This window comes from Negativibacillus massiliensis (assembly GCF_900148495.1).
Taxonomy (GTDB): Bacteria; Bacillota; Clostridia; order Oscillospirales; family Ruminococcaceae; genus Negativibacillus; species Negativibacillus massiliensis.
Window position 1 is genome coordinate 795623 of sequence record NZ_FTRU01000008.1, and the last position, 13261, is coordinate 808883.

14 protein-coding genes are annotated in these 13261 nt (G+C 47.2%); all 14 read left to right on the plus strand.

The annotated features are described in order from the left end of the window. Positions 1-7 precede the first annotated feature (7 nt). A complete protein-coding gene (locus tag BQ5375_RS09725) occupies positions 8-1810 on the plus strand; it encodes an N-acetylmuramoyl-L-alanine amidase family protein (RefSeq protein ID WP_076917790.1) in 1803 nt (600 codons plus the stop codon). A gap of 209 nt (positions 1811-2019) precedes the next feature. Further along, positions 2020-3285: a M56 family metallopeptidase gene (locus tag BQ5375_RS09730; protein ID WP_076917791.1), complete on the plus strand. Its 1266-nt coding sequence runs from the start codon at positions 2020-2022 to the stop codon at positions 3283-3285. A gap of 26 nt (positions 3286-3311) precedes the next feature. Continuing rightward, the gene (locus tag BQ5375_RS09735) at positions 3312-4094 is read left to right on the plus strand and encodes an alkaline phosphatase family protein (protein ID WP_022132273.1); all 783 of its coding nucleotides are present in this window, start codon (positions 3312-3314) and stop codon (positions 4092-4094) included. Positions 4095-4380: 286 nt separating this feature from the next. Then, positions 4381-4752, plus strand: coding sequence for an Asp23/Gls24 family envelope stress response protein (locus tag BQ5375_RS09740; protein WP_022132274.1), 372 nt, complete (start codon positions 4381-4383; stop codon positions 4750-4752). Positions 4753-4835: 83 nt separating this feature from the next. Further along, positions 4836-5243, plus strand: a complete 408-nt coding sequence (gene nusB, locus BQ5375_RS09745) for a transcription antitermination factor NusB (RefSeq protein WP_022132275.1) — start codon at positions 4836-4838, stop codon at positions 5241-5243. Positions 5244-5278: 35 nt separating this feature from the next. After that, positions 5279-6226, plus strand: coding sequence for a Kae1-like domain-containing protein (locus BQ5375_RS09750; protein WP_076917792.1), 948 nt, complete (start codon positions 5279-5281; stop codon positions 6224-6226). Further along, on the plus strand, positions 6210-7427 hold the full coding sequence (xseA, locus tag BQ5375_RS09755) for an exodeoxyribonuclease VII large subunit (RefSeq protein WP_205409036.1): 1218 nt from the start codon (positions 6210-6212) through the stop codon (positions 7425-7427). The genes BQ5375_RS09750 and xseA overlap by 17 nt, the downstream gene beginning before the upstream one ends. Positions 7428-7432: 5 nt before the next feature. Continuing rightward, positions 7433-7678, plus strand: a complete 246-nt coding sequence (gene xseB, locus BQ5375_RS09760; protein WP_022132278.1) for an exodeoxyribonuclease VII small subunit — start codon at positions 7433-7435, stop codon at positions 7676-7678. After that, positions 7659-8549, plus strand: coding sequence for a polyprenyl synthetase family protein (locus BQ5375_RS09765; protein WP_022132279.1), 891 nt, complete (start codon positions 7659-7661; stop codon positions 8547-8549). The genes xseB and BQ5375_RS09765 overlap by 20 nt, the downstream gene beginning before the upstream one ends. A 24-nt stretch (positions 8550-8573) precedes the next feature. Beyond that, entirely contained in the window at positions 8574-9119 is a 546-nt protein-coding gene (locus BQ5375_RS09770; RefSeq protein ID WP_022132280.1) for a divergent PAP2 family protein, read from the plus strand. A gap of 22 nt (positions 9120-9141) precedes the next feature. Next, complete coding sequence (dxs, locus tag BQ5375_RS09775) at positions 9142-11007, plus strand: 1-deoxy-D-xylulose-5-phosphate synthase (RefSeq protein ID WP_022132281.1); 1866 nt, start codon at positions 9142-9144, stop codon at positions 11005-11007. Between the two features lie 64 nt (positions 11008-11071). Then, positions 11072-11896: a TlyA family RNA methyltransferase gene (locus BQ5375_RS09780; RefSeq protein ID WP_022132282.1), complete on the plus strand. Its 825-nt coding sequence runs from the start codon at positions 11072-11074 to the stop codon at positions 11894-11896. A 22-nt stretch (positions 11897-11918) separates the two neighbouring features. Then, entirely contained in the window at positions 11919-12788 is an 870-nt protein-coding gene (locus BQ5375_RS09785) for an NAD(+)/NADH kinase (RefSeq protein WP_022132283.1), read from the plus strand. A 3-nt stretch (positions 12789-12791) separates the two neighbouring features. Beyond that, a complete protein-coding gene (gene argR, locus BQ5375_RS09790) occupies positions 12792-13250 on the plus strand; it encodes an arginine repressor (protein WP_022132284.1) in 459 nt (152 codons plus the stop codon). Positions 13251-13261: the final 11 nt, after the last annotated feature.

Sequence of the window (13261 nt, forward strand, 5' to 3'; positions counted from 1 at the left end):
ATTTTTGATGAAAAACAAACTGTTAAGTGCAATTTCAATCACCATGGCAGTGAGCATGCTGACCATGACCCCGTCCCTGACCGTTTCTGCTCAGGATTATCAGGATAAAAGCGCGGTGCTCGATACCGGCTTTACGCTGGATACAGATTATACATTAAAACTGGCAAACCCTTCCAAGGATACTTCCACAACGGCGGAGAACTATTATATCACCGGTTCCTCAGACCCGGATTATCCGCTGACCTGTAATGGGGAAGAGGTGGAGGATCGCGGTATTTATGGTTCTTTTGGAATCTATGCTCCGCTGGAGATGGGAGATAATACCTTTACTTTCCAAAATGGAGATGATACCCAGACGGTGACTATCACCCGCACCAAGGCTGCAACATCGGGCGGAATTTCCACCATTACAGATCTCAAGCGCCTCAATCCATCTTCGGACGATGTTGCAAATTCTGGTGAGGAATACCGCATCCGTTGCACTGCTCCGGCAAATGGAAAGGTTACAGCAACACTGGGCGGCAAGACCTATACGCTGGAACAGGAAGCGATTGCAACCACCGGTGTGGAAGCATATTATTCCAAGACTATCACATTGCCGGAGGTAGAAGACGGAGAGGTGGAAAACTTAGGTCAGATCAAATTTAAACTGACCTTTGAAGGAAAAACTACTTCTGCAACCTCGGACGGCAGCCTGTATGTACTGGGAAAAGGCGCGCACCTGCTTGCAAAGGTAAACCAAAATGCAGCAGTACTGTATGAGGAAGCCTCCAGCGGTGCAAACCATGTTTCTCTGGTCAGCCGCGGCGCAGTGGACAGCATCGTCGATGCAGAGGGTGACTACTTTAAACTGAGCATGGGCAGTTGGATCAACAAGTCCTATGTAGATATCCTCAAAGGGGACGCCGAATGGAAAAACAAGGTTTCCCAGACCTCCTATCAATCAGGAGATAACGGGGAATATTTGATTCTGGAAGGAACCGCATCTCCTGTTTTTAAAGCGTACAATACAAGCGAAAAAATTACCATCAAGTTCTATAACACCAGCGGAGTGAAGGCACAGAAGTTGGACAGCGAGCTGTTCTCCTCGATGAAGGTTACTACCTCAAGCGGAGACACCACAATAGAACTCAATAAAAAAGATGGTGCAGACACCGTTGGCTATGATATCAGCTTTGACGGCAAAGGAAAAACAACAATATTCTTTAATCCAAAAGCGGAGGAAGGCTCTTCTGCAAAACCGTTAAGCGATATGACCATTGTGGTTGACCCAGGTCACGGTGGTTTGGATGGCGGCGCACAGGGTGTTCTGTATGGCAATGGTCCGGTTGAAAAGGACATCAACATGGCGCATGCACTGGTATTGAAAAACAGACTGGAAAGTCTGGGTGCAGAAGTGATTTTGGCAGTACAGCCTGATCAGGACAATTCCCAGAAGGTGGAAATGACCGACCGCGTGGAGATGGCAAGAGAAAACGAGGCGGACTTCTACATCTCCCTGCACTGCAACAGTATTGATGCAAGCGCAAACGGTCTCAAACCTTCCGGAACGGAAATTTATTACTATGAAAACAACTCCAAACTGCTTGCGGATGACATGCTGGAAAAGATCACAGAATATAATGACCGCGATGCCCGCAGCGTTATCTATGGAAATTTCTATGTAACACGAAACCCGTTGTGTCCATCCATGCTGGTAGAGATGGGATTCATCAGCAATCCGGTTGAATATGATGAGCTGTGTTCGCCGGATTCGATGTATCAAACAGCAAATGCAATTGCCGATGCACTGATCGATTATGTAGGATAGAAAAATATCATAGAACGAAAGAAAAGAGAGAATCAGAATTTCTGATTCTCTTCTTTTTTATATAAAAAGAAGAGAATAAAATGCAAAAAACTTGTCAAGAATGAAGAAAAACAGAAAAATCCTAAAAAAGCTGGTAACAAACAGGCTGCTATCTCGTCACTAATATAAAGAGAAATCTTTGACCGGGAAGCTGACTAAGGAGGGATCCGATGTTTGAATATATTTTTACTTCTGTTTTAGAAGTGTCGATGGCAGTTTCATTTTTCCTGTTTTTCTTTTTGATGTTCATGCCAAAGCGATTGGGAAAATATGCGCCTAGGTGCCGTACCTTTTTGTGGATGATCTTTGCGCTGCGGCTGTTGTTCCCATTTCAGATGGGATTTCGGCTGACAGCATTTCGACTGATTACACCGTATCGATTAAAAAGTGACCCGCGCCCGATTCTGGAGAGTGCAGAACCGGGTCAGCTGATTTCGCTGATTCAGATGATGGCGATAGTATGGCTTGTAGGAGTGATTTTGTTTTTTGCAATCCACCTGATTGCCTATAGTCTGTTTGAACGCAAGCTGCTGCGTGGAACCAAAACCTCTTCTTTAAGTCAGGAAGAGGAGAGAGTGATCCGCAATCAGTTTTATGAGGTAAAATATCAGTTGGGAATCTATGATCCGATTCGCCTGTGGATTTCCTCCGAGGCATCCGGACCGATGCTGATTGGTTTTTTCCATCCAAAGGTAGTGGTACCGGATTGCATGATGGAAGAGCAGATGCTTTCGATGGTCTTCCGCCATGAACTGATGCACCATCGACGCCACGATGCGTGGTACCGCATGCTGATGCTCGCTACTGCTTCGGTACATTGGTTTAATCCGGTGGTTCATCTGATGACCCGCCGCGCGACCGAAGATCTGGAAAGTGCCTGCGATCAGAGCGTTGTTGCGGGAAAAACAGCAGATTTTGTTGGAGAGTATGCACAGGCATTGCTGAATACGGCAAAATGTCTGCTTCAGCGCAAAAAGGTTCGTCAGACCGTTTTGGTGTCCTATTTTTCTTCCAGCGCTCAGCGTCTGAAAAAGCGTTTTATGGATCTGTTTGCACCAATCCAGAAAAGAGGACTGACCCTGCTGTCGGTAGTGTTCCTGATGGTAGTGTTAGGCAGCCGATTTGTGTTTGTACAGGGAAATGACCAGAACCTGGATTGGGCAGAAAATCTCAGAGAAGGGGATATTTCTTCGGTAGAGGTATCGGGAAAACAGCTTCCGCAGGAGATGTCCAATTATGCCAAAAAGGATGTTGTAGACTGGTTTTCCAGCGTAAACTTTAAGCCGGCTTTGTATCGTGACCGCAATCGTGTAGAGGAAGAGCGCTTCCGTATCACCAAAAAGGACGGAAGCAACAAGACGGTATCTTTGTTTTCTGATGGAACGGTTCAGGTGGACGGAAAAGAATATCGCGCTTACGGCAATCTGCTGAAATAGGCGAGACTTTTGAAGGGGGAAGTGTTGTGAAAAACAAGGTGATTTTGATTTCCATTGATGGGATGCGTCCGGACGGATTTTTGCAGTGCGGTCATCCGTTTGTGGAGCAGATGATGCAGAAATTCAGCTATACTTTGACAGGAAGTTCTGTGATGCCATCGGTGACGCTCCCGTGTCATACCTCCATCTTTTATGGAGTCCCGCCGATGAGACACGGTATTTTGACCAACACCTATGTTCCGCCGGTCAGACCGGTTAAAGGAATCGCGGAGGTTTTAGCCAATGCGGGAAAGGTGAATGCGGCCTTTTATAACTGGGAAACAATGCGGCATGTGTGGAGTTCCGAAACCATGAAATATACCTTTTATCTGGATGCCTATTCGGAAGAAAACACAGATGCTGTTCTTACCATGCAGATGCTAGAATTGCTCAAAAGGAAAGAACCTGATTTTCTGTATCTCTACATGGTGGAGACAGATGACAAAGGCGGCCATGACCATGGTTGGATGAGCAAGGAATATCTGGCACAGACAGCAAATGCTATCGATTGTGTGAAGAAGGTTTTTCAGATAGCGTCCGAACATTATAACATTATCGTCACAGCCGATCATGGAGGTCACGACCGGACCCATGGAACCGATTGTGCTGAGGATATGACCATTCCGATGTTTTTCTGGGGAGATGGTTTTGCCCAAGGGGCGCAGATGGATAATATCAGCCTTCTGGACATTGCGCCGACGGTGGCTTCCCTGATGGGAGTTTCACCGGAAAAGGAATGGGAAGGAAGAGCACTCAAAACAGTGATGTAATGACTGGCAGGAGCGGCAGAAGGCTGCTCCTGTGTTTTTGCATGGTGAAATTGTGCGGAAAAGCATACGGCTTGTTTTCAGGGAAAAACAGTCCCAATCAGGATAAAAGAAAACAAAATTTTAAATATTATGAAACCTATTGGAAAAGCGGTAAGAATGTGATATAATGTTTCGTGAATAGATATGCGGGAAGTGTAGTTTTTCCCATCAAGCAATTCTGGTTGCTCTGGAAAAGCCAGAATAATGGTTTTTTCCCGCTTCCATTTTATGACAGGAGGAATATTACATGAACGTTGAGAATAATAAACAGCCAAGCGGCAGCCTGAAAATTTCCCAGGATGTTCTGGCAACCATCTCCAACTTTGCGGCAGAAGAAATTGACGGTGTGGTTTCTCTGGCAGATACCTATGCGCCAATTAAAAATTTCCTGAAAAAGGGAAGCATCGGAAAACCGATTCAGATTAGCTTAAACGATGATGTTGCAGTCATCGATATCAGCGTAAACCTTAAATATGGTGCAAATATCCCAGCAGTAGCAGAAACTCTGCAGAAAGCTGTCAAGGATGCCGTTCAGAACATGACTGGAATCACCGTTTCCAAGGTAAATGTTCATGTTGCAGGAATTGTATTCCCGGAAACTGCACCAGTACAGCAGTAATACAGCACGTTATAATCGTTGTTTGACAAAAAAACACAGTAGGTTTTGTGCCGCCGGCATGAAGCCGGAAAGGACGAATTTTTATGACAAGACACGAATCCCGTCAGGAGGCTTTCTGCCTGCTGTTTGAAAAAACATTCACTGATATGGATCTTGACGAAATTATCCAGGGCGCAACCGAAACAAGAGACCTTCAGGTCAACGACTTTACGCTCAAGCTGGCAAAAGGAACCATTGAGCATCTCGATGAGATCGACCAGCTGATCGAATCCAAGCTGAAAAACTGGAAGCTTTCCAGAATTTCCAAAGTTTCGCTGTCGATTTTGCGTGTTGCCGTATATGAGCTGAAATATATGGACGATGTTCCGACCAACGTCTCCATCAACGAAGCAGTCGAGCTTGCAAAACAGTACGCAAACGAGGATGATTATTCCTTCATCAACGGTGTGCTGGGCGCGATTGCAAAAGAACTGAACCTTAACAAGAAATAAACAAAAGAGTAAAACATAAAGACAGGGTGAAAAAGATGCCATATTATCTGGGAATCGATACCAGCAATTACACAACCTCTGCGGCGGTTTTTGACAGCCAGACGGGTCAGGTGATTCACCGAAAAAAATTGCTGCCGGTTGCGAAAGGCTCCCTGGGACTTAAGCAAAGTGATGCCGTGTTTGCTCATGTAAAACAGCTCCCGCAGATTCTCGAGGAGCTGTTTTTTGATTTACCCCCTGTTTCGCTGGCAGCGGTGGGGGTATCGGCACGTCCGCGCAATCAGGAGGATTCCTATATGCCGTGCTTTTTGACCGGAAAGCTTGCAGCCAGTGCAATCTGTTCAGTCAACCGCATACCAATGTATGAATTTTCCCATCAGTGCGGACACATTGCAGCGGCATTGTATTCAGCAGGACGGCTGGACTTGGTGGGAAAGGAGTTCATCGCATTCCATTTTTCGGGAGGAACGACCGAGTGTGTTCATGTGCGCCCGGGAAACGAAACCGTGTTTGATACCGAGATCATCTATCATTCGCTGGACTTAAAGTGCGGACAGGCAATCGATCGCGTCGGCGGAATGCTGGGACTGTCTTTTCCGGCAGGAAAAGAGTTGGATGCCCTTTCCTTAAATGCAGATAAGCGTTTCCCGGTCAAAACTACCTTTAAAGATGGAAACTGCTGCGTTTCCGGCTTGCAGAATCAATGTGAAAAGCTCCTCAAACAAGGAGAAAGCAAGGAGAATATTGCACGTTTCTGCATTGATTCAGTGTGCAAAATTGTCTGGCAGATGGCGGACAACGCAAGAACACAGTATCCGGGACTGCCGCTGATCTTTTCGGGTGGAGTGATGTCCAATACCCTCATCAACCAGAAGATCAGCGAAGATTTCGGCGGTTTTTTTGCAGAACCACAGTTTTCGGCGGATAATGCCGCTGGCACTTCGATTCTGGCAGCAGTGAGGGACGGTGTTAAAGTTGGATAGTTTGTTGACCGTCTCGCAGCTAAATCGTTATGTAAAAAGTATTCTGGATGGGGATTTTCGTCTGCGCGACCTGTATCTGCGCGGCGAGATCTCCAACTTTACCAATCATTACCGCAGCGGACATTTTTATTTTACCCTCAAGGAGGGAAACTGTGCAGTTAAGGCGGTAATGTTTGCAAACTATGCAAATGACCTTCTGTTCGAGCCGGAAAACGGCATGGCAGTCATTGTGCGCTGTTCGGTTTCGCTGTATGAGCGGGACGGCACCTATCAGATCTATGTTTATGACATGCAGCCGGACGGCAAGGGGGCTTTGCAGGTTGCGTTTGAGCAGCTTTATCGGAAGCTGAACATGCAGGGATTATTTGATGAAGCAAGAAAAAAACCGATTCCATCCTTTGCGCAGCGAATCGGTGTGGTGACCTCCGAAACAGGAGCAGCCCTTCAGGATATCATCAATATCCTCTCCCGGCGCTGCCCGATGGCACAGCTGGTGCTTGCTCCCGCACTGGTGCAGGGAGAAGATGCACCGTTTTCGCTGATTCGTTCGCTGAAAGCGCTGGACGAATGGGGAAACTGTGACGTTATCATCATTGGCCGCGGCGGTGGCTCGATGGAAGATCTGTGGTGCTTTAATGATGAACGTCTGGTCATGCAGGTGGCAGCGTGCAAAACGCCGGTCATTTCGGCAGTGGGACATGAAACGGACTTTACCTTGTGTGATTATGCGGCGGATCTGCGCGCGCCGACTCCGTCTGCAGCAGCAGAACTTGCAAGCGTGGATCAGCAGGAGCTGCAAAATACCATGGAACTTTTGAGAGGACGAATCGCGGCGGCAGCTTTTGGCAGGGTACAGCAGTGCAGCCACCGGCTGGAAATGTTAAAGGACAGACCGTGTTTTAGACAGCCGGAACGTGAGCTTAAAAAGTATACAAAAAATTTGGAATATCTTGCAAACTCTATTCAAATTGCATGGAAAAATGGTATAATAGGAAGACAGGAACGTTTGAAGATGCAGGCAGCACGCTTAAATGCCCTGAACCCATTGGCGCGGCTTGCAGGAGGATACAGCGTTACCATGAAGGACGGGGAGATTCTTTCCTCGGTCAAAACGGTGCAGCAGGGTGATATTTTGCAGATCCGCCTTGCAGATGGTATGCTGGAATCTGAGGTAACAAAAGTTTCTTTGCTAGAGGAATAAGATTTATGGCAGAAAAATTAAGTTTTGAACAATCCATGCGCCGCTTAGAAGAGATCGCCCGCACCCTGGAACAGGGAGAGGTCGGTCTGGACGAGTCGATTGAGCTGTATTCTCAGGCAGCAAAACTGCTGGCGGCATGCCAGAAAAAAATCGATGCGGCGCAGCTGAAGATAGAAAAGATCAATTTTCAAACACCAATGCAAAACCCACCACAAAAGGAGGAAGAAGCAGATGGGGATGGAAAGCTTTAAACAGCGTCTGTCTGAGTACGCTGTTCTGACAGAAAATACACTGCAGCAGTATCTTCCGGAAGAGACGGAGGATGTCGTGACCGAAGCGATGCGGTACAGCCTGCTTGCAGGAGGCAAACGCCTGCGCTGCGCACTGGCACTGGAATTTTGTCTGGCGCTTGGCGGCAACAAAGAGGACGTGCTTCCCTTTGCTTGTGCGCTGGAAATGGTGCACGCTTATTCTTTGATTCATGACGATCTCCCATGTATGGATGACGATGATATGCGTCGGGGAAAACCATCCTGCCACATTGCATTTGGTGAGGCAAATGCTCTGCTTGCAGGGGATGGGCTGCTTACCAAAGCCTTTGAGGTGATGGTACAGCAGAGCAAAATTCCGCCGGAACGCACCGTACTTGCAATCGGTGTTCTGGCACAGGCTATCGGTCACCACGGAATGATCGGCGGTCAGAGAATGGACCTTCAGAATGAAGGAAAAGAGGTCGGCATCGAGGTAATCGAACAGACCAACCGATTAAAGACCGGTGCACTCATCATTGCGGCGGCACAGCTGGGATGTATTGCAGCCGGAGCAGACAACAAGATGACCGAACTTGCAAAAAAATATGCAGAACAGATCGGACTTGCATTCCAGATTACCGATGATATTTTAGATTGCACCAGCTCCGCAGAAGTTCTGGGAAAACCGATCGGTTCGGATGCAGAAAACCACAAAACGACCTATGTTTCGGTATATGGACTTGAGAAAGCCATGTCCATTGCGGCAGAGGAGATCCAAAAAGCAAAGGATGCCCTGAATCAGATGGGAATGCAGGAGCGCTCGCCGTTTTTATATGACATGGCAGACTATATCCTGAGCAGAAAAAACTAGGACGCAAAAGACAAAGGTGGGTTTATGGAAACAATAAAAATCATTTTCAGCAACTATTACATTAATGTTGCGTTTCTTTCCTGGCTGACAGCGCAGGTTCTCAAGACGCTGTTGACCTTTGTACTGACCAAAGAGGTCGTCTGGGAAAGAATGGTGGGTGCCGGCGGAATGCCAAGTGCGCACTCAGCACTGGTTTGTTCGCTGACCGTTGCATTGGAGAGAAAACTGGGATTTTATTCACCGGAATTTGCGCTTTCGCTTGCCTTTGCTGCCATCGTTATGTATGATGCGATGGGTGTGCGCAGGGCAGCCGGAGAGCAGGCAAAGGTGTTAAATAAAATCGTCGAGATGACATCGGACAACATTAAGGAAATGTTTGCTCCAAAGAAAAAGAGGGATATCAAAAATCTTTTTATCCGCCGCAAAAATATGGAGCACGATCCGGAAGAACTTCGCAAAATGGAAGAAGGAAAAGCTCTGCTCAAGGAGCTTTTGGGACATACTCCGACTGAGGTGTTGGCCGGAGCGGTTTTAGGCGTTGCGATTGCGATGCTGATGCCGGTATTTTAAAAGGACAAGGAGCATCTGACAGATGAAGTCGAGCATACTTGATAGTATCTCTTCACCGGAAGATCTGAAAAATCTTTCCTTTGAGGAGCTGGGGCCACTGTGTACAGAAATTCGGCAGACATTGATCCAGACCACAGCAAAAAGTGGCGGACATCTGGCGTCGAATCTGGGAACGGTGGAACTGACGGTTGCACTTCACCGTGTTTTTGACTGCCCGCAGGACCAGATTGTCTGGGATGTAGGGCATCAGTGCTATACGCACAAATTGCTGACCGGAAGAAAAGATCAGTTTTCCACCCTGCGGCAGGAAGGCGGACTTTCCGGTTTTCCAAAACGCAAGGAAAGTGTCTATGACGCTTTTGTAGCAGGACATTCCAGCACATCCATCTCGGTGGCATCGGGGCTTGCGCGCGCAAAAAGCTTGCAGCACGACAATCACCATGTGATTGCAGTCATCGGGGACGGTGCGTTTACCAGCGGGCTTGCTTTTGAAGGAGCAAACAACGCAGCACGTTTTCGGGACAATCTGATTGTTATCCTCAACGACAACAAGATGTCCATTTCTAAAAACGTGGGTTCTTTTTCCAAATATCTTTCTAAAATCCGTTCCCGTCCTGCCTACTTTAAGACCAAGGATACGGTGGAATCGGTGTTTAATCATGTTCCGTTGGTGGGAAAACCGATTGCCCGCATGATGCTGAAAACCAAAAATATGCTCAAAACGGTTGTCTATGGAAGCAACTGGTTTGAGGATATGGGGTTTTATTATCTTGGCCCGGTGGACGGACACAATCTGGAAACGCTGTGTGATGTTCTGACCCGTGCAAAAGAATTGCATCGTCCTGTTTTTCTTCATGTGGAAACACAGAAGGGTAAGGGATACAGCTTTGCGGAAGAAAATCCGGGAGAATACCACGGAACTTCCGGATTTGATATCGACACCGGTAAATCCTTTGTGTCGGGAGGAACGAATTTCTCCAACGAGTTTGGTCTGCATCTGACCGAGCTTGCGAAGAAGGACAGCAGAATCTGTGCCATCACGGCAGCAATGAAATATGGAACCGGACTCAATTACTTTTCGCATGCTTTTAAGGAGGAAGGCCGCTTTTACGATGTTGGAATCGCGGAACCGCATGCGGTTACTTTCGCAGGTGGACTGGCTGCAAACGGAATGCTGCCGGTGTTTGCGGTTTATTCTTCCTTTTTGCAGCGGTGCTATGACGAGATTATCCATGACCTTTCGATTGAAGAACAGCATGTGGTAATTGGAATTGACCGTGCAGGCATTGTTGGAAATGATGGTGAGACACATCAGGGACTGTTTGATGTGGCAATGCTGTCCAATATCCCGAAGATCACCGTTTATTCTCCGGCAACCTATGCCGAGATGCGCTGGGCACTGGAACAGAGCCTGTATGCACATACTGGTGTCTGCTGTGTGCGTTATCCACGCGGTGGAGAGGTATCGCTTCCGGAAGGATTTGATCCGAACAAAGATTGGTCGATGATCCATCCAGGAAAAGAAACGGTATTGGTTACCTATGGGCGCATTGCGTCTGAGGTTTGCAAAGCAGCACAGATGCTTGCGGAGAATGGGACAGAAGTATCTGTTTTAAAGATAAACCGAATTCTTCCGTTTTGTGAAGAGGTACTTGCTCAGATAAAGGATGCAAAACAGATCCTTTTTGTTGAGGAGGGAATGAAGAACGGCGGAATCGGCCAGATTTTGGGCGAAAAGCTGCTGGAGCAGGGATATCAGGGAAGATACCAGCTGCTTGCAATCGATGACTGTTTTGTCAGCCAGGCAACAGTTGCCAGAGCAATCGAATTGAGCGGTCTGGATGCAAAAAGCATCGTTCGGTTTTATGAACAGAAGATAAAAGAATAAATATAGAGAGAAAAAGGGAAATGCCGGCAAAGGTATTTTGCCGGAACATTTTGGGAGGAATAGTGTGAAACAGCGGTTAGACGTTGCTTTGGTTGAAAGAGGACTTATTGCAAGCCGCGAAAAGGCCAAAGTTGTCATTATGGAAGGTCTTGTTTATGTAAACGGACAGAAATCGGATAAAGCGGGTGCTCAGGTCAAGGATGACGACAAAATTGAAGTGCGCGGTGAAACACTGCGTTATGTCAGCCGCGGCGGAAAGAAGCTGGAAAAGGCAATGCAGGTGTTCCCAATCGCCTTAAATGACTGCATCTGCATTGATATCGGCGCATCGACTGGTGGATTTACCGACTGCATGCTGCAAAACGGAGCCAAGAAGGTCTACTCGGTGGATGTAGGTTACGGCCAGCTGGCGTGGTCTTTGCGCACCGATGAGCGTGTGGTCAATCTGGAGCGCACCAACATCCGCTATGTCACCGAAGAACAGATTCCTGATCCAATCGATTTTATCTCGGTGGATGTATCGTTTATTTCGCTGACACTGGTACTTCCAGTTGCTTACCGGCTGCTTCGTCCGGGTGCACAGATGGTGTGTCTGGTAAAACCACAGTTTGAGGCAGGCAAGGATAAGGTGGGCAAAAAAGGGGTCGTTCGCGAACCGCAGATCCACAAAGAGGTTATCCAAAAGGTCGCAGCATGTGCAAAAGAACTTGGATTTTTGCGGATGGGCTTGGATTTTTCTCCAATCAAGGGTCCGGAAGGTAATATCGAGTATCTTCTTTTCCTGAAAAAACCGGAGAATGAAACTCAGGAATCGGAAGAAAATCTGGCAGAAGAGAAATTGCCGGAAATTATCTCTGAGGTGGTAGCGCAGGCGCACCAGAGTTTATAGGCAGGCGGAGGGTGTTAGAACAATGAATATCCTGCTGATTCCCAATTTGGGCAAGAAAAACGCCTTTGAATGTACCTGTGAGGTCATCGGGCGGTTGAGCGGCTATGGCTGCAAATGTTATTTGTTTGAGGATAAAATAGAGCAGTTTTCTCAGATGCCGGTGGAAAGCTATTCCATTCAGTCTCTGGAAAAAGGAAATGCAGACCCCAAAATTGATCTGGTGATTTCGGTCGGCGGCGACGGAACCCTGATCCACAGTGCAAGACGCGCTGTACAGCTGGATTGTCCGGTACTCGGCATCAATGCCGGAAGACTGGGATTTTTGACCGAGATGGAGCATACCTCGCTTGACCAGCTGGAAGAGGTCGTATCTGGAGAATATACCATCCAGCCCCGCATGATGCTGCATGCGATCGTCAAAAAGCCGGAAGGAATTCAGGAATTTTCCGCTCTCAACGATATCGTGATTTCCCGCGGAGAGCAGGACCGTATGGTCGACATCAACGTCGAGATGAAAAACGGTTTTGTCAATTCCTATCGTGCAGATGGACTGATTTTTTCTACCCCAACCGGTTCCACTGCTTACGCACTCAGTGCCGGCGGTCCGATCGTTTATTCCTCCATCGAAAGTATTTCCATCACACCGATCTGTCCGCATTCACTGTTTTCTCGTTCGATTCTGTATGCACCGGATGAGGTGTTTACCGTAACAGGCAAACATATCAACAATTCCGAGATTTTGTACATGTCGGTGGATGGAGAAGAGCGTATCCGCATCGATTCCGAAGATGCGATTATCGTTTCCAAAGACGAACAGTATGTGAAATTTATCAGCTTTGGCTCAAAAAGCTATTATGAAAAATTAAACAAGAAGATTTTAGGGAGAGGATAACAGATGAAATTAAAACGTCACGCAAAAATTCTGGAACTGATTTCTGAATCGAATATCAATACACAGGAAGAACTCCAGGACCGACTGAATCAGGAAGGATTCAGTGTTACCCAGGCAACCGTTTCCCGCGATATCAAGGAACTTCGCCTGATCAAAACACTTGCATCGGATGGAACCTACCATTACACCACTCATGCAGATAAAAACACTAAAAACGACCTTTCGTTTAAGTTTCATGCTATTTTTTCTGAAGCAGTTCACAGCGTAGACTATGCGCAGAATCTGGTTGTGGTAAAATGTTATACCGGTATGGCAAATGCTGCCTGTGCGGCGCTGGACTCCATCCACTGGAAAGGTCTGGTCGGAACAATTGCTGGTGATGACACCATCCTGCTTGTAATGAAGGATGAAACCTTTGCGCAGGGCATCACTGATGAGCTCAACAAACTGGCAGCGAAATAACAGGGGTTTTT